The sequence below is a fragment of the Sporotomaculum syntrophicum genome (assembly GCF_009932395.1).
GTDB classification, from domain to species: domain Bacteria; phylum Bacillota; class Desulfotomaculia; order Desulfotomaculales; family Desulfallaceae; genus Sporotomaculum; species Sporotomaculum syntrophicum.
On the sequence record NZ_LSRS01000009.1, the window covers coordinates 68,200 to 86,228 of the forward strand.

Sequence of the window (18,029 nt, forward strand, 5' to 3'; positions counted from 1 at the left end):
TTCTTGTTGAACCGTCTTTATTTTTAAATGTTTTTGTTCTAGCATACATGGCACCTTAATTATAGCATGGCAATCCATATGCTAAAAGTTATTATATGGAAAACGTGGCACTACACTTTTTGAATTTCTCTAATATTGACCCTTGATTTTACTGGGTTTGTTGGAGGTTAGATTCGAAAAATGATGGAAAACTGTCAAACTCGAGTCTTAGTAAAATAATGTTTAAAAATGAGGTAGAACATTTTTAAAACGCAGTTTATATTTCATTATGGCTGTTTAGATAACGAAAGAGCCCGTAGGCTCTTATTTTATAATTAATTTAATATTAGTCATAAATCCATCCTGGTCAATGTAATTAATCTCAGCCTTATCTTGGTATACAAATTCAATACTTTCATCATTAATAGGTATTTGTATTTTGTCGTTTACTATTAACAAGTTACCATTAAATTCAAGATGCGCGTTAGATATAACGTGATCTGTTATTAGGCTTCCTTCATCCTTGGAAATAAAAATTAATACATGCTTTGCCCTATTTACCAATTTTAATAAGTCATCTTTTTTATCCAATTGGAAAGGCTTCATTTGTCCGGCAGACATGTCGTTAAACATAGTGATTATATCATCTTTTTTATTCAATCTTTAACCTCCTTCCATTGTCATAATTCGATGAAATTGTATATTTTCCTTGCCAAAAATTCCGACAAATTATATACATCCAATGTATTTATGTTTAGAAAAAACGATTTGGATGTCATGAATTATTATTTTCGCTTATCTTCATGATATATGCAAGTTAATACCGGGATTGCAATAAACTACATTGATTCTAGTTAAAACTACTAAAAAGATTAGCGTTAACAACTACTTGTTGGAAAAACACGGATATTACGTAACCATGTAACTGACTTAAACTCTATTAGCATGAAACGCAGATACATGAAAAAGAGCTTTCAAGTTATTAAACTTAGAACTAATTTAAGACAAAAACATAAAAAAGCCTCCGGTTTTAACCCTGGAAGGCTTTTTGTTACTGGAGCCGACGGTCGGATTTGAACCGACGACCTGCGCATTACGAGTGCGATTTATGGCATTTGGTATTGTTGGGCGAAATTAGCTAATGCTTGTCCCTGTTGGCTTGCAAGTTTTATGCTTTTGTTATTGTTAGTTGTCATAAGACACTTTTGGTGTGAATTTTAACGAGACTCACACCAAATTCACACCAGCAAAAAAGCATTTCGCTTTATATATCTAATAGTAGCCAGGCCAGTATTTACGGGCATTGCTTTAGCGTAATAAAGTAAATTAGCACCACCGATTCACACCATAATTAGCGGTATTTTTTTGGTGTGAATGATGTACAATTTTTACACTATACACTTCTGCAAAGGGCAGTCATACTATACCCACCCCCGAGCAGTAGTAACTACCCTACATTACCCGCTACACCCTGCATAAGATTACATACTATCGTGACATACTTAATATCCGCAAAATACGCAAAAAGGACAAAACAACAAAACAGTCCATCATTAGGCATGGTAGTATGCCATGTTTTTACGTGATTTTTAGCATGTCTATTTTATAGGTAAGGTGGTTTGTACCTGTTTTTATTTCCTTTGCGTTTTAGGGGCTCGAAACACTGGATACTGGTAGGCTAAAAGCAATGCAAACGTTATAGTACTACTAAACGACCTTCATATTTGCCGTTTAAGCATAGTGCAAATTGCCACCAAGGTATTTGTACCTGTTTGCATTTCAACCATGCTTAAACGGCATCCTACAGTGTTTTAAAGGCAGTGCGGGTTATTGCTAGCTCTTTTTATTAGTATTCGCTGCGGAAAATCCCGCCACTAAAGGTAATGGACAACCTAATTCACCTACACCTGTCACCGGGTGTGTCACCGGGACAGTCAAAGGGTAACTTCGGCTGTTATCCACACCATCGGCAAACTTTTCAGCACGTTTGACGGCCATGTGGCTAATGCCATGTTGCTGTGCTATCTTTTCGGCGGTTGGAATCAAAGGAACATTTTGTTCTCTTGATTCTTCGCTTTTTCTATCTCCACCATGGGACATTTTCTCTTGCCGATACCTAAAGCCAATAAGGTAATCCCGCTGTTCCTTGGTGATATTTCGCCGTTTATATTTCAACCATGCTTAAATCGGCAGTCTGCGGCACTTTAAAAGCAATGTAGGCCAATTTGACTTTTCACCGCTCCTATGCAGGGCCATGCCAGGGGTACAAACATTATTTGCACCCCTGCATGTGATGATGAAAACGATGTAAGTTTAATTTACACCCCTGGTGGAAGCCAAGCTCTAACCCTACATAGTTGCTATTGAAACCGATATAGCAAAGATCACTGACACCAAATCTGGATGTTCTAACCCTAATAGTTGCGATTGAAATCAGGGTGTCCACAAATACCGACATCCTTTTGCTCATCGGAGTTCCAATCCTATATGTTGCGATTGAAACTTAAATTCCACATCGATGTGGAATTTAGCACCAACTCTAAAACCCCACATGGTTGCGATCAAAACGGCTACCGGAAAGTATTGTTGCAAAACTCCGGGCCATACTCTGGCCAAAAGTACAAAAAATAAGCCAGGCGTATTCCATGCCCGGCTTTAGTCTTACAATGCATCCATGTTCAGTTGTGTCCTATCTGTACTGCTTTTCGAAAAAGTCCGTTCACTAACACTACCTTGGGGGTTAATAGAGGTTAGTAGTGAACATGCCAACATTAAAATAGCGTAAGCGAAGTCGAATTGTGCAACAATATGTCTGGAAAAGCATGTTTTAATTTGAAGGTTATTACATTTATTTTGATGAATAACATGATTATTAAATTATTACTAGGGAGGACAAGTATAGTGTTAAAAGTGATAGGGAAATTAAGATTTTGTTTGCTTGCGTTAGTTCTATTATTCACAGTAACCACACCAGCTTTGGCAGCACAGGTGTTTGTGAACGGTGAACAATTAAATGTTTCAACAGCTAATGAAAGCGGTGCCACCTTGGTACCATTACGGGCAATATTTCAGTCTCTCGGTGCCAATGTTAACTGGGACGGAGCTACGCAAACAGTGACCGCTGCGAAAGCGCAAACCACAGTGAAACTGCAGATTGGTTCTTATGCTGCCCTCGTTAACGGCCAGCCGTTAACCCTTTTGGTACCTGGTAAAATAATCAACGGCAATACAATGGTCCCGCTCCGCTTTGTATCAGAGTCGTTGGGGGCAAACGTTAACTGGGATAGTTCGACACAAAAAATTTCAATATCGTACTCTGAACCTGTTATCACAAATAATTATGTTGCACCAGCACCAGATGTGGTTAAAAGTAATGATGTTTTGACTTGGTCGGATGGGACAAAGTATGAGGGTCAGACAATAAATGGTGAAGCAAACGGAATGGGGAAAATCACTTTACCAAACGGGACCACATTTGCAGGTAATTTTGAAAAAGGCGAATTAAACGGCCAGGGAAGTGCAATTTTTTCTAGTGGTGAAATATATTCGGGAGGATTTGTTAACGGCAAAATGGAAGGGTCCGGAACTCTTACTGATCCGAGCGGTGCAAAATATGTAGGGAAGTTTAAAAATGGCAAAATGGACGGCAAGTTTACAATTTACGCCAGCGGTGTAACAGCTGTCGGTTATTTTAAACAAGGCGAACTAAACGGGAAGTGCACTTTAACATATTCTAACGGCCAATCGGTAACGGGCACATACAAAGACGGTAAACTTGTTAAAGTTGATTACCCTGTAGTTAATTATCCTAACCAGAGTTATCCCTTAAAAGATTTTAACCCTACGCCGGTACCTTTACCGACACCATACACACCGTACACACCACAGGCAGTAGCAGCTCCCGAGCCGCCTATTCAACTTTCGGACAGCCAGATTGAAAGTATTAAAATAACAGCTAAAAAGCAACGCGAGTTTGTTTGGATTGAATACAACAGCGACAAGAAGTATTTAGATCGACAATTGGAAGAAGCGTACGAAGATGCCATGAGGGAAGCTATTAGCCGCAATATGGGTCAATCAGGGTTAGTTGATTATTTAAAAAAGAAAGCTGATGAACGATTTGAAACCCTTTATGAAAGGCTTGAGATAGAGCGCGACAAAAGTCTATCGGAAATTGACAACTGGGAAAATTTAATGATTCAACAGCTTTATTAGATTCAATTTCTGAAAAGTGGTGTAATTGCTATGATAATATATTTATTGGCACTGCTTGTGGCCGCTCTTATGTTTCATTCCCTTTATGCATTATCAGTTCAATACCTAAACAAGAAAAAACCATTATGGTTTAACATCTATGCAGGTATAGGGGGGATATATGTAATCGGGGCACCGTGTGTCTCTGCAATTGATTTAACATTGAAGTTGGGGTTCGAAAATTCCATAGCCGCTTTTGTAGGGGGTGTAGTTTCAATTATAATAACAATCTTGATATGTAATGTTTTGCCAAAAGAGAAAAATTCATATTGGGATTAAATATATTTCAAGATTTTTATAGCTCATTAGGCGACTCCAAAAACGTATAGCAAATATAATCACAGTAGCGAAAATTGCACTGTTATTAGATAACCCCGGTAATGTGCCGGGGCTTTGCTTGATACCCCAAAAAATCATGGGAAATGAATGGGGGCAATGAAATAATGTATGAGGGGCCTGGGCAAACTCAGATTGATGCTGCCGATAAAGTTAAAACAAAACTCTTTAAAAATCAATTGCATTTATTTTACTAGGCGTATTTTTTTTAATTATATATCCATTCCGGTGGGAAAATGGACCAATACAGAACGCAAATGGCTTGCTAATAGAACACAAACGTGATAGATTAAACGGTCAATGGTGGACTGTATCCTATGGGAAAGACGCAAATGGTGAATTTATAAGTGGCGTAGAAAAACCTTATTTTAGTCAACAATATATTGAAAATCAAGAAATACTGGTTAAAAATAGACCAGAGTTCAGAAAAAAAATAAATAGTTTAAATCAATCCATTGAGAAAACAAATCAAAGGATAAAGGAATTAAGTGAATTTCATCATACTTTTAATTCAATAACAGCTCGCGAATATAATAATTGGGTTAGTCCACCAGGAACTTATGACCGTCTTCTTGATGGTTTAACATGGACTACCTGTGTTGATAACGATGCAGACTCACGCTGGGAAAGTGGTAGAATGCCCCAATTGCCATATAAGAAAGAACCAGAACTAAGTTTGTTTTTGATGTCTATTGTGCCAAAGGAAATATTGGATAAGGAGAATGCTTACAGGCGTTGTTTTACCACATTAGCAAATATAAGAACTGAAAATAATCAACTTGAACAGGAAATAAATGAAATTGCAAAGCAAGAGTTAAATCAATATGCTTATAGCGCTAGAAAGGGAGCAACTATTGCATGGTTTTCATTAGTTGCTGTGTCCTTTTTATGCGGAGGTTTATACTTCAAAAAGTATAGCACACTTAAAAACCCGAGAACCTAATAAGAGAACGTAATTAGTTTAGTGTAAATGGTTATAACTACCAATAAAGGAGATGACCATTTATGCAAGACTTACAAGACAAAACGATCAAGGAGCTAGCAAAAGATTGCCGCAGTGTTGAAGACGTACATGAGATGCTTAAGAATCTATTTAAAGACACCTTGCAGCAGATATTCGAGGCTGAAATTGAAGAGCACCTCGGGTATAAGAAGCACAGTATCGAAGGCAATAATACTGGCAACAGTCGCAACGGTTACAACAAGAAAACTATCCAAACTAAGTTCGGCAAGACAGAAGTAGAAATCCCCCGTGATCGTAATGGTGAATTTGAGCCCAGAATTATTGGCAAGTATGAGAAGACCTCCAATCAGCTTGAAGATCAAATTATTGCCATGTACGCTAAAGGTATGTCTACACGTGATATTGAGGATCACATGAGGGACATCTACGGTATCGACGTATCACCTACTATGGTCAGCAAAATAACAGACAAAATACTACCACTGATTACAGAATGGCAATCTCGGACACTTGACCGTATATACCCTATTGTTTTCCTTGACGCTATCCATTTCAAGGTTCGTAAAGATAACCGAATAATAAACAAAGCGGCCTATAGTGTGTTAGCCCTAAATATGGCCGGCCAAAAAGAAATACTCGGCATCTGGATTGGGGAAAATGAAAGTGCCAGCTTTTGGCTCGGTGTATGCAATGACCTCAAAAACAGGGGGGTGCAAGACATCCTGATTGCCTGTAAGGACGGGCTTTCCGGGTTTTCTGAGGCCATAAACACTGTTTTCCCCAAGACTGAAATTCAGCTTTGCATCATCCATCAAATCCGTAATTCCTTGAAGTATGTGCCATACAAAGAACAAAAAGAGTTAATGGCAGATCTTAAGCAAGTATACCAGGCGTTAACCCTGGAAGAGGCCGAGTTAGCCTTTGAAATATTCAAAGAAAACTGGGGTAAAAGACATCCCATTATAATTCGTTCTTGGGAGAAGAATTGGCTTGAGTTAACAGCTTATTTTAAATACCCATATGAAATCCGTAAAATGATTTATACTACCAATATCATCGAGGGTTACCACCGGCAACTACGAAAGGTAACCAAAACTAAAACTGCCTATCCAACAGACGATGCACTGAAGAAAATTATTTACCTGGCCACCGTCGAAGCAGCAAAAAAGTGGACTATGCCGGTTAGAGATTGGAAAAATTGCATCTCACAGTTTGCCATATACTTTGGGGATAGGATAGAATCAGAGATGGCCATATAAAGTTAGCCGGGCAATAAACCGACCGGTATCCCTTGACATGGAGCCTCTGGGCCTGTGTTTCTGGGAGCCCACTGGGGAGTCTACGCTTACGCTTTGGCCTCCCGCCATAACAGGCTAACACAGGCCCCTCTCCACGTAAAGGGCTACCTGGTTGATTCTTATTAAGATAGTTTTATGCTAAGAGGATAAACCATTTACACGTAACATTTTACATTCCCCCTAATAATTAATATTAGCTGTACAAATAACCCCGGTCATGTGCCGGGGCTTTTCTTTATACCGCTATTGTTTCACCGGTGCGTTCTGTCCAACACCCCTGAAGTAAGGATAAATAGCAGTTCATGGCCTCATCATCAGGCTGAACGTCTTGCAATTCGGCCTTTTTATCATTAATCCACTCAATAGTGGGAGGGAACCAGTAAAACATATGCTCAATAGGAACATCAATGTCATGGCAGAATTCCTCCAAGGCTAATAGTAACGCCTTAAGTTGTCGCTTACTCTGTTCATGCATGGTAGTATATTCCTGCTGAACATCCTGGGTATGACTTGTTGCTAGTTCGTCTGCCTTGTCAACAACCTTGTTAATATCTACCTGTTTGCCACAGCCTAGCAGGTAGCCAGTTAGGTAACTATTACGTGCAAAGCTGTTCATTGTTAGTATCACAGATGAAACCGAGAACCTTTGTTCTTGTAGCAGCCATTCTAAGCTGTAAAAGATTGCTATGTCCCGGCCAGCCTCTAATCTATCGGCATATGCAGGGTCGCTTATGAGGTAAGATTTCTTAGGACAACTGTGTGCAATATCATGCGCGTCGTCCTCATCACCACGGGCCAGCGCGGTTAGTAGCAATTTAAAGCGTTCGTCCGGGGTTAAGTTGGGATACAATTTAGCCAGGTTGTTTTTCCTCATACGGCCTTCCTTCCTTTCAGAATTTGTTCCACGGCAGCTAGGCGGGATTCTATATTAACTGATTCAACCGCTTTCAGTGCCGTATTTGCTAGATAACCAATACAACGCGCCTTTTCCAAAGTACCAGCGTCGGTGTCATTTTTTACCGCCTCAATTTGTTCCGCTATAAGGTTTAATACGTCCTGTGCGGTTTTCAGTTTAAAGGATAATGGCAGTGCGGTTTGACATGGAGTTTGATTCCCACCAGCACGTTGTATCCGTTTGTATTCTCGGTGATAAGCACGGTTTTTTTCAGGGTCCTTGTATGGCATGGTAAATAATCACCTACTTTCTGGCCAATAGCCTTGACACACTACTACCCGTTCCAAGGGGTTACCATTAAGATCAAATCCACATTTAACAGTACACATACCCGGTATTCTGCAGTGTGGCCACTGACATAGACATTCCCAGCCTGCCTTCATACAGGTCCAGCAGATACTTTGTAATCCATTGTCAACATCAGCATGCGAAAGGGTATCGGTCATTTACTACGCCTCCAATATATTTTTCAAACCTGTCTAGCATGGTGCCCCATATTAGCACTGTGTTAGTCTGGCTGAGTTCTGCCTCATAAGCTGCAGATTTAACAGGTAGTCCACATCTTGAGGCTCTCCATACTGCTATTAGTAGTCGCCTTTCCCGTTGGTCTGTTATACCATCTATCCAGCGTTTAGTTCGTTTTAGCAATTCTTCAAGCTTTGATAGCTCGTATAGCTGCATCCCTGCCTGTGCCGTTGGGTCTGATATTTTGCTAAATGAAATACGTGGGCTTGTGGGGTCTTTACTTCTTAAAGGATTTTCTAGGTTGCTTCTACGTGTTTTTGCATCTTCATAAAGGTAGGGGTAATTGCACAGTAACCGTTCATGGGTTAGCAAGAGGACACCTCCAGCACCTTTAATATCAGAAGGGGTAGCCTGGTAAAAACAAAAACCCACCCCGACACGCGCTTGCTCTCGTGTCACAGGTGGGCTGTACCCTTAACTATGCAGTTTCTTTTAATTCTGCGGGTTTTCCGCATTTCTTACACTTAATTATACCTTTTAACTGCCCTACCGCCAAGACTTTTCCACAATGTGGGCAGGTGTATTTTGTAAATACCACCGGGTGGTGCACCTCCTTATGATTTTTTTTAATTAACTAGGTAAGATAACGCCTTGTCCTTGATAATATCGTCATTACTACCATCACATAGTTTCCTTATTGGTAATGAGTTATAACCCCTCAGTGCCAGGTCGGTAATATCAAAATCCAATACCTCAACGCTGTTCTCTAATTCTTGAACTATCCCGGTAATTATGCAGTCCAGGCTTGGTCCCAGTGCCTCCAATGCCACCCGCCGAATATATGATGATTTGATTATCTTTTTATAAACATCCGGGTCTATATATTTCCTGATACTTGTTACAAAAATTTGTCTAATTCTATCAGGTGCAAGTGCATCCAATTCTAAACCTTTAGGTTCCCCGTTTATTCCGCCAGTAACATTTAGCCATTTATCAAGGTTTGTAGGTTTTGGTGTATATTTGTTCTGCTCTACCTCCACTGTGGTTAGTTGGTCTGGTGTTATTCCTATCCTTTCAATATGCACAACTGCCGTTATTCCTAATGCGCTTTTTAAATCTTCAACCTGATTCTTAAATGTATCGGCAATATAGTATCCAGAAGGGTCATAGTCGGTTAATGTCAAAATATATATGTCGTCATAATTACTGCCCATATTCCTTAGCAAGTCCTCCATGGCACCCAGAGAATTTTGTCCCTTGCCGGAAATACAACTACACCCAAACAGATTTGCCAGATTTTTAATAATGGAATACACGGTATCCTTTTCAGTGCTAATTATTATATTAGGGTAAGCACTTACTCCGACTTGATAACCATACGTTTTCAGGTCAACAATGCTATAACTATTTGACGGATTACTCCGCTGCCTGCTTTGGTCAACAATGTGTAAATCCTTATAGGTAAGTAACCCCCTTCGTACCAAGTCGGCGGTATATCTGCTTAGTTCAGCATCCCACCTTGTCAACGCTTCCTCGGTATTATCCTTTTCTGTTAGTAGTCCCAATTTATCAAGGGTAGGCTTAACTACCGAGTACCACATACCACGTAGTGTCCTATCATAATTAACAGGTGAAAATTGCTTTTCATTCATTATTATTGAACGCATAAGGTGTGACTGCTTACAACTACTCGGAAACGCCGCCGTTAATTCCTCAGATGTCATGTCTTTTATGTATTTGGGTAAGGGTGTGTATAGTTTCATTGTCACCTAACCACCGCCTTTCTAAATAGCGCTGCAGCCTCGCCTTTAGTAAGTCCATGCCTAACTGAATAACCACGTTTCCGCAATGCATAAATCTGCTTAGTGGTTGCTGGTTCGTTACGTTTAGCTTCGGCAGCGGCTATGCACTGTTCCAGTAAGTCGCTGGCTTCGCCTCGGGTTATGCTAGCATGTGGCTTTAGCCCAAACTTACATAGCCCAGCTAGTTGTTTCTCGTTGGCTGGCAAACGCCGCCAGGGAGCATTTTTATCGGCCAGTTTGGTATTAGAGGATTTACGCAGCCAATCTTCAGCCACACCTTGCGCATACCCCAGGGGTAATTCCATATCAGATAACATCTCAATTAACTTGCCATCCCGCACCAGGCCCACCGCGTATTTGTCGTTACCGGTTGCCTTCAGATATACATACACACCATTACCAGCAGGTAGCCGGAAGTGTCCACCGGGGAGCAATAGCCAGTTGAAACGGGATTGCTCAATTAAATCAAAGGCAACGGTATGGGTAATGGCTTTATTATCTCGGACACGTTCGGCCTCTTTGGCTTCCGCTTCGGCCAAGGCTTCGCGGATACTCTTGCCACTTGGCATGTCATCCAGAGGTAGCCCGGCCAAGGTTCCCAATGCGCAAATACCCGCGCCGGTATCGCAAAAGTCCAGGACCAGGCACTCGGTTTTTCCGGGGTATAAGCGCGTCCCACGTCCCACTGCTTGGGTATATATCACATCCGACCGAGTGGGGCGTGCCATAAGTACGGCCTTAATGGAGGGTTCGTCAAATCCCTCGGTTAGCAGGTTACAGTTCGTCAGTACCGGTATGCTACCAGCGGCAAACGCCTGCAATATACCCCGCCGATCATCTCTCGGCATAGCACCATATACTGCCTCAGCGGTTACGCCGACTCGTTTAAATTCGGTTGCCAAGTCTAAAGCATGTTGCACATTCGCAGTAAATGCCACCGCTTTTTTACCATATGCGTGCTCCTGATAGGCAGAAACTACAGCCCGGTTGCGCTCGGGAGTATTCACTGCATTTGCCAATTCCCCCTCGGCGAAGTCGCCGTGCCTTACCGTTACGCCAGCCAGGTTAGTGGTAGTCTTTACCTTAACACCACGCAAGTCGGTTAAATACCCGGCCTTAATCATAGTAGCAATAGAACGCTCGAAAACTATTTCCTCAAAGACAGTTCCCAGTGCCACCTTATCACCGCGCTTAGCGGTTGCCGTTACGCCAACCAATAATTTATCCAGGTTACCGGCCATGAAGCCAAGTTCTTCAATTACCTGCCTGTAGGTATTGCTGGTACTATGCTGACATTCATCTATTATCAGTAGGCGGAAATCCTGTTCCTGTAGTTTGGCCAGTCGCTTTTCCCGGCAGGCTGACTGAATGGACGCTACCACCAACTGTTTTTCGGGTTCGTCCCGCTCGGCCATGACAATGCCAATATCAACACCAGGCCATACCAGTTTACACTTTTTGACTGCCTGGTTAATTAGTTCTTCGCGATGTGCAATAATCAATGTTCGCGTGTTTAACTCCCGTGCCAGTGCGGCAAAAATAATCGTTTTGCCAACGCCAGTAGGGAGGGATACCAGTTGTCGGGTTACGCCTGCCTTGTGCCGGGCAAGGATTGCCTGTATCGCTTCGGTTTGATATTCACGTAGGGTAACCATTGTTCATCACCTCATCTTGACGCGATTCCATAACTGTTAAAAACTGGGATTAATACTGTGCCAAAAGTGCCAGAAGTTGTGCCAGAAGTTGTGCCACTTCTGGCAACGATTTTCCGCGCCGTTACTGGCTTTTTTGTTAAAAGTGCCAGAAGTGCCAGTAAAAAATCACTTCTTAGGGTTTTTAGATTTTTTAATTTTTTTTTGTTATCATCTACACAACATATTTTTGAAAACCTGCCATAAGTGAAAAACTTCTGGCACTTCTGGCACATTATAGGGCTTATCCTTACTCTCCCAAGGGTTCGCGAGTTTTAACTTCTGGCACTTACTTCTGGCACTTTTGGCACTTCTGGCACGGTTTTTACCTAAAAATTGGTATCTATTTCAAGGCCAATGCCGTAAAACATCCGGTCTAGGCCACCTGGACGCGCTTTTACAATACTTGGATGAATTTCCATTAGGCGCGCGTAGAATTTCCTATTCGACAGTGGCCGCATACCACCATCCACACACCAGTTTTTGTAAGTAACATAAAGTTTACCTGTGGACACTCTGGCGTTACTTGTTACAATGCAACACTCTTTTACAAACGCCGCGGCACTATCATTTGCGAGTTTATATGTTTCCAGTGCATCACGTGTTGCCTGCGGATGTGTGAACTTGTCGGTTGCATCGAGTCGCCGCAGGCCAACCAATGCATGGTTTAAAACACCGCTTAACTCCCGCTCAGTTGTAATTTTTTCTAAAAGCCTAACATCCGCATTCTCGCCGCGGGTAAACCGCTTCTCAAAAGGAATAATTATCCACCGGCGGAAGAATGCATGAGTTTGGTCAGATGTCCGTGGCAGCTCGTTAGCGGAAAAAACAAGCTTTGCGAAGGGCCGGAAAAAGAATGGGTCCCGGTGTTTGCGCTCCGCGTCGATTTCATCACCAGACGTAATCATTTTGAAATACCCGGTAGATTGCAGGGCCTTTTTATCCAAGTCCGCAAATATATTAAGTAGTTTCGAAAACAGCTCAGCTCGCTTGAATCGGTGCTCACCGAGGTCTTGAAGTGGTACATTTGAAATATTTTGCTTCCCAATGAATGCAGTTAACTGATTTATTAGAGTACCTTTGCCATTTGCACCGATACCGGTTAACATAAAGGCAGTTTCATACTTGGTTAATGTTGTCATAGAAATACCGAATATTTCTTCCACTGTTGGAATACAGTCCTCCGGTAATACTTCGCGCCAAAACCTTTCAGTGTTCGGGCAACTTGCGCTAGGGTCATACAGTAGTGGTAGTTGGATGGTAGACAAATATTTTGGATTATGCGTTAGTAATTTACCCGTCCGCCACTCCAACAGGCCGTTTTTAACATTGATTAAGTCCTGCCGGGTGTTTAGCTCATCCGGTTTATGATTTACCGATGTTTCGATATAGTACAGTGTTTCATTTACGCGGTCTTTTTTGAATTGATCTCCTAACCGCTCCTTGCATTCATGCCGGACGAACTCCGCGCCACCGTCGCAATAAACACCATCTTTATATATAAACAACTTCTCACCAGCAAATAGCAGGTAATAATCCTCCATAATATGTTCTCCGAGTCTCCGGGGGATGAATTGCCCACCGCTAAAGTAACGCCTAACTACCTGTGCGCGGCTCATAATGAAGGCCGCCGGCGAATTGGTTATATCACCATCACGGTTAACCCTGATTTTCTTATGACAGGTTTTAATTTCTGCTTCAGTGCATCCTAGTGTGGTACATCGCACCGGGGGAAGCGGGTCCTCATCCTGCCGCGCGATTAGCTTACCTAACCGGCTTATGCTCCGATCATCATGCTTTGTTGACACAGTGGAGAATACTTCCGCCGCCTCGGAATAGCCCGCTGATACAAGTACACATAGCCACATGTACCAGGTGTCCTCATCCACGCCGCCGTCGCGCTGCTGTTTTAAGTCTATGCTGAAACGCGGGCACTTTTCGGCTAACTTGTCCAACACCTCTACCGGATCAGATGATACGGCAACTTTTTTCTTTTTGCTCCGGGCCTCGGCAATCGGCGTTACCTTTTTTACAGCCATTAGGTCGATCATCCACTGTGGCGCAGGTGCAGGCGGTCCAAAGGTGAACGGGTCCCGACCGGGTGCCCACTTGTAAGTCTTACCGCTGCTATGTACAGCTGGTGGTATCACTGTCTGTTGTCCTTCACCAAGTAGCGCAAGCTCAGCATGTTCTTTTGTTGTATCGGCTTGTTTGTATTTTTTTAATGTGACGCCATCAGGGATGCTGTATATTAGACGCCTACTGTCGGGTGACCCGGTGGTAAATTCCCATGTGACGGTCACGTCGCCACCGGACCTCTTCGCCAATAGGTTTTCGCCGGTTTCACCATCGATATCAACGCCAACATAGCCTGATGCATTACCGAGTGGCAGACCGGGGTTAGCGTGTGGCCATTGTATTTGCCACTGTTCCAGTTCTGCCGCTGTGGTTTTCGTGCGACTAGTCCACCCTTTTATTAACGGTGCTTTTCCGGGGCTTTTACACGTGGTCCGGTGTTTTTGGCTCATACCGCTATGATTAGGTGTGCAACAGGGGATAATGGGTAGTCCCAATTCTAAGTAGCTATAGCAACTCTTTAGTGGGCTAGGCTTGCTTTCGCCGCAATGTTCCGTGTTTTGCATTAGTCCACTCACCTTATATTTACTTCAACCTCCGGATTTTACCGGTTGCAACTACTGGCTCAGGCTTTGCAATGCTGGCTGCTTCTTGCTCGGCCATCCATGCATCTAAACTCTCACGCCTAAATAGAACACGGTTCCCGACGCGAATATGAGGGATTTTACCGGCCTTGGCTAGTTCTAATAACTTCCAGTAGGAAATGCCTACATATTTTGCGGAAGGTTTAGCAGGCCAGGTTGCTTTTGGAGCATCTAAAGCATTAAGTGCGTCTTGTTTTAACTGCAAATCTCTTAGCATTAGTACACCTCCTTCTTTGGCCAACCATTAGCTTGGAACAATTCTTCCTCTGGCACTTCTAACGCTTCTGATATGCGCCGCTTAATTTTCGGCCAGGGTTTGCGATAACCCGCTACCACTTGGTGTACTGCAGGCAGTGAATACCCCAACGCTTCAGCCATCTTAGTTAAGTTTCCGAATTTTTTCTGCGCTCTTGCCTCGATTACGGTATTAATTGAACTCACCCCATTTACTTTGCTATACCACTATGCTATATTAATACTAATGAATATTCAAATTGCAAGGACCGTTACAAATTACATAAAACCCTCGTTTAGTAGGCATATATATTGTTAAGCAAATACTAATGTAACGGCATTACAAAAGGCAGAGGTGTTGCAAATGCAGTTATTCTTCCATACTCGGGGTAAAAAAAGGGTTGAATATCAGTGGCAGGACGATAAATGGACGGCTATTTCTTTTGGTAGTTATGCAAAGGACTTTTTAAATGCTTGTCTTGATCTAGGAAATGCGGATGAATATAACACTGCGATTGCTTTAGGCATAGCTGAGGAAATGGCAGGGGTAAAAGGGGATGAGGCTATCACTAATATATATTGGCCTGTTCTGCTCTTGGCCGTGGAATTAGTTAGCGTAAAAGAATTTGAATCTGAATCCTTCTATAGAATAGGCAAGGACAGCTTTCCCACCGCCAGCTTACTGCCGTACATTACAGGGCAGGATATCGCACTATGGAATGAATGGACGGCAACATTTCCAGAGCCATACATGGTCACACCCGGGAACAAGGTCGGTCTACTGTGTACCTGTGGCACAATTGCACGGGCTGCTATTGCTGAATTGGTTGTTGCGTTCACATTAAACAAGAAAACAGTTTTACACTTTTGCAAAAAATGCGGTAGGTTCTACTGTGGTGAAAATTGTGAACGATGTCTACCGGAAGCATTATTAAAGAAGAGGTTCCTCGGTTTGCTTAGGATTCATAAAAGTCGATATAAAACCACCGATCCGGAATTTACTCAAGAAATTGGTAATTTACAAATAAAATTAGTTGAAGGACAGCGTGCTTTAAGTACGGCCATAAAAGAGTATAAGGAAACTTGTCGGGAGTTCGGCATAACAACACGATGGGTAAAAAACTATTCAGTAATTTTTAAAAGTAACAAAAATAGGGGAGGGAAATAACTAATGGCAGGGAAAGGCACACTTCAAAAACGCGGACCAAATTCCTGGAAACTTACGGCAGCCTGTGGCCTGGATGCTGAAAAGAAACAGATCCGAAAAACCAAAACTATCACCGTTGAACAAACTTGTGAATTGAAGAGTTGTAAAGGTTGCCCAAAAATGAAGCGGTGCAAAGCCAGGGGGGAAGCGGAAAAACAATTAGCTTTGTTTGTTGATGAAATTGAAAAGGGAACGTTTATCGAACCAACCAAACTGACTTTGGCAGACTTCGTAGAACGCTGGCTCCGGGATTATGGCGAAACAAATCTTGCGCCCAAAACACTACACCGCTACAAAGGAATATTAACTCGGGTACTGCAGGCAATGGGACACATAAAGATTGAAAAAATCAGGCCAACTCACCTGTTGGAATTTTACGCGAATCTCCAAGAGGACGGCATAAGGGAGGATGGCAAAGAGGGTAAGTTATCCGAAAAAACGATACTTTACCACCACCGGGTTATTTCTAGCATTCTAAATGATGCAGTGCAATGGCAGGTTATCCCCTTCAACCCGGCCAGCCGAGTGAAGCCGCCAAAAGTACCAAAACATCAGGCAACATGTTATGACGAGGAAAAGGTTGCCGCATTGTTGACGGCTTTAGAAGAAGAGAATTTCAAATACAGGGTTATTGTTACACTTGCTATAGCTACTGGTTTACGCCGAGGGGAATTAATGGGCCTGGAATGGCAGGATATTGACTTCGACAAAAGCACACTTGAGGTTAGACAGGCCAGCCAATACTTACCCGGCAAAGGCACCTTCACCAAAGAACCTAAGAATGAAACGTCCAAGCGGATTATATCGGTTCCTGCATCGGTTGTGGCCTTGCTGAAACAGTACAAGGTTTACCAGGCACAGGAGCGGCTTAAAGTGGGCGAGTTATGGCAAGGTTCAGAACGGTTATTTACCACATGGGACGGTAGGCCAATGCACCCGGACACAATAAGCAAGTGGTTCCCTAAATTTCTGGCGAAAACAATAATACATAAGCCGTGTAATAAAGTGATTGGAAACGTAACTCACTGTCCACACTGCGAAAAACCGGTTAAGAAGGAAGAACTAATTAAACTTCCACCGCTCCCATTTCACGGCTTAAGGCACACCAGCGCCACATTGTTAGTTGGCCAGGGGATACATGCTAAAGTAATCTCCGAGCGGCTAGGACACAGTAACATCTCAACCACTATGAATATTTACTCCCACTTCATAAGGAGAGCTGATGTTGAGGCAGCGGATAAATTAGAGGAACTTTTCACCACTAAAGTTGATCAAAAATAAAGACGGCCACCGCGCCGTCATTTTGTTTTGTTAGGTTTTATTCGGTGTGTTAGGTTGCTTTTTTGTATTCATTCACACCAAATTCACACCATTACGCCAACTCCTACGCCGCAAATAGAAAAGCCAGCACCCGCAATCCCTTGCGAATACTGGCTTTGTTTGGAGCCGACGGTCGGATTTGAACCGACGACCTGCGCATTACGAGTGCGCTGCTCTACCCCTGAGCCACGTCGGCATGTCATTCAATGCAGAGTATATAATACTAGTTTCATGGTAAAATGTCAACTATTCGATTATAATCAATTTAACAGCTGTTTTCTTGGTAATAGCCATAATTTTTTTGTTAGGTTCGTAATAGCCAAGTAAAGACGTCGTAATGGTTCATAGCAGCCAAAAGGTTGTTTTAGCCTGCGTAGATTAGTCATAGTGGTTGTGCGCTGAAACCGTCTTCCTTATGAATCGATGTCTCTTATTATTAAGGACATATTTGCATAAGAAATATATAGGTATATATTGTTATTAAAATAAACTTGCAAAGTGTAATTAAATGTGCTATATTATCAAATGTTGCTGCTGAGATAGCAATAAAAAAGGGATATGAGGTTAATAATAGCAATTTACACAAACATTTTTAATAAAATTAATAAGTTTCTATTGACATCAACTTAATTAAAGTTATATAATAAGATTCGTCGGTGAGAACAATAGCATTTGATCCTTGAAAACTAAACAGTGCAAAGAGATGTAAAACGAACGCAGTCGTGAATGGTCCATAGCGACCAATATGAAACGACAGCAACCGAACCAAACCTCGTCAAGCGAAAGCAAAGCGAGAAATAAAAA

17 protein-coding genes and 1 tRNA gene are annotated in these 18,029 nt (G+C 42.2%); 7 read left to right on the forward strand and 11 right to left on the reverse strand.

Annotated features, from left to right (window positions below; all coding sequences use genetic code 11):
• Positions 1-303 precede the first annotated feature (303 nt).
• Complete coding sequence (locus SPSYN_RS14870) at positions 304-639, reverse strand: hypothetical protein (RefSeq protein WP_161823278.1); 336 nt, start codon at positions 637-639, stop codon at positions 304-306.
• 1,173 nt (positions 640-1,812) lie between these two features.
• Positions 1,813-2,154, reverse strand: coding sequence for a hypothetical protein (locus SPSYN_RS14875; RefSeq protein ID WP_161823279.1), 342 nt, complete (start codon positions 2,152-2,154; stop codon positions 1,813-1,815).
• 726 nt (positions 2,155-2,880) lie between these two features.
• Here SPSYN_RS14875 and SPSYN_RS14880 point away from each other — a divergent pair.
• The 4 genes from SPSYN_RS14880 to SPSYN_RS14895 all read left to right on the forward strand — a co-directional run bounded on the left by SPSYN_RS14880 (position 2,881) and on the right by SPSYN_RS14895 (position 6,792).
• A complete protein-coding gene (locus tag SPSYN_RS14880; RefSeq protein WP_243153077.1) occupies positions 2,881-4,194 on the forward strand; it encodes a stalk domain-containing protein in 1,314 nt (437 codons plus the stop codon).
• 30 nt (positions 4,195-4,224) lie between these two features.
• Positions 4,225-4,512, forward strand: coding sequence for a hypothetical protein (locus SPSYN_RS14885; RefSeq protein ID WP_161823281.1), 288 nt, complete (start codon positions 4,225-4,227; stop codon positions 4,510-4,512).
• 319 nt (positions 4,513-4,831) lie between these two features.
• Complete coding sequence (locus tag SPSYN_RS14890; protein WP_161823282.1) at positions 4,832-5,512, forward strand: hypothetical protein; 681 nt, start codon at positions 4,832-4,834, stop codon at positions 5,510-5,512.
• 62 nt (positions 5,513-5,574) lie between these two features.
• Positions 5,575-6,792 carry an IS256-like element ISDgi1 family transposase gene (locus tag SPSYN_RS14895; RefSeq protein ID WP_161823283.1) on the forward strand — a complete coding sequence of 406 codons (1,218 nt, stop codon included), beginning with the start codon at positions 5,575-5,577 and terminating at the stop codon, positions 6,790-6,792.
• Between the two features lie 274 nt (positions 6,793-7,066).
• On the opposite strand, the gene SPSYN_RS14900 is transcribed toward SPSYN_RS14895, so the two are convergent.
• The 5 genes from SPSYN_RS14900 to SPSYN_RS14920 form a co-directional block, all read right to left on the reverse strand.
• A complete protein-coding gene (locus SPSYN_RS14900; RefSeq protein WP_161823284.1) occupies positions 7,067-7,705 on the reverse strand; it encodes a hypothetical protein in 639 nt (212 codons plus the stop codon).
• Positions 7,702-8,016: a hypothetical protein gene (locus SPSYN_RS14905; RefSeq protein ID WP_161823285.1), complete on the reverse strand. Its 315-nt coding sequence runs from the start codon at positions 8,014-8,016 to the stop codon at positions 7,702-7,704. Before SPSYN_RS14905 ends, SPSYN_RS14900 begins: the two co-directional genes overlap by 4 nt.
• Positions 8,017-8,206: 190 nt before the next feature.
• Positions 8,207-8,623, reverse strand: coding sequence for a hypothetical protein (locus SPSYN_RS14910; RefSeq protein WP_161823286.1), 417 nt, complete (start codon positions 8,621-8,623; stop codon positions 8,207-8,209).
• 254 nt (positions 8,624-8,877) lie between these two features.
• The gene (locus tag SPSYN_RS14915) at positions 8,878-9,918 is read right to left on the reverse strand and encodes a toprim domain-containing protein (protein ID WP_161823287.1); all 1,041 of its coding nucleotides are present in this window, start codon (positions 9,916-9,918) and stop codon (positions 8,878-8,880) included.
• Positions 9,919-10,016: 98 nt separating this feature from the next.
• Positions 10,017-11,708 carry a DEAD/DEAH box helicase gene (locus SPSYN_RS14920; protein ID WP_161823288.1) on the reverse strand — a complete coding sequence of 564 codons (1,692 nt, stop codon included), beginning with the start codon at positions 11,706-11,708 and terminating at the stop codon, positions 10,017-10,019.
• A 57-nt stretch (positions 11,709-11,765) separates the two neighbouring features.
• On the opposite strand from SPSYN_RS14920, the gene SPSYN_RS14925 reads away from it, so the two are divergent.
• Complete coding sequence (locus SPSYN_RS14925; RefSeq protein ID WP_161823289.1) at positions 11,766-11,951, forward strand: hypothetical protein; 186 nt, start codon at positions 11,766-11,768, stop codon at positions 11,949-11,951.
• 122 nt (positions 11,952-12,073) lie between these two features.
• Here the strand turns inward: SPSYN_RS14925 and SPSYN_RS14930 are convergent, their stop codons facing one another.
• Genes SPSYN_RS14930 through SPSYN_RS14940 form a run of 3 tightly spaced genes read right to left on the reverse strand, consistent with a single transcriptional unit; the run spans position 12,074 to position 14,905 of the window.
• Entirely contained in the window at positions 12,074-14,386 is a 2,313-nt protein-coding gene (locus SPSYN_RS14930; protein WP_161823290.1) for a phage/plasmid primase, P4 family, read from the reverse strand.
• A gap of 19 nt (positions 14,387-14,405) precedes the next feature.
• Positions 14,406-14,681, reverse strand: coding sequence for an excisionase family DNA-binding protein (locus SPSYN_RS14935; protein ID WP_161823291.1), 276 nt, complete (start codon positions 14,679-14,681; stop codon positions 14,406-14,408).
• A complete protein-coding gene (locus SPSYN_RS14940; protein ID WP_161823292.1) occupies positions 14,681-14,905 on the reverse strand; it encodes a helix-turn-helix domain-containing protein in 225 nt (74 codons plus the stop codon). Before SPSYN_RS14940 ends, SPSYN_RS14935 begins: the two co-directional genes overlap by 1 nt.
• Before the next feature lie 157 nt (positions 14,906-15,062).
• On the opposite strand from SPSYN_RS14940, the gene SPSYN_RS14945 reads away from it, so the two are divergent.
• Together SPSYN_RS14945 and SPSYN_RS14950 are read left to right on the forward strand one after the other, a co-directional pair.
• Entirely contained in the window at positions 15,063-15,866 is an 804-nt protein-coding gene (locus tag SPSYN_RS14945; RefSeq protein WP_161823293.1) for an FYVE zinc finger domain-containing protein, read from the forward strand.
• A gap of 3 nt (positions 15,867-15,869) precedes the next feature.
• A complete protein-coding gene (locus tag SPSYN_RS14950; protein WP_161823294.1) occupies positions 15,870-17,186 on the forward strand; it encodes a site-specific integrase in 1,317 nt (438 codons plus the stop codon).
• A 160-nt stretch (positions 17,187-17,346) separates the two neighbouring features.
• Here the strand turns inward: SPSYN_RS14950 and SPSYN_RS14955 are convergent.
• A tRNA-Thr gene (locus SPSYN_RS14955) sits at positions 17,347-17,421 on the reverse strand.
• Positions 17,422-18,029 lie beyond the last annotated feature (608 nt).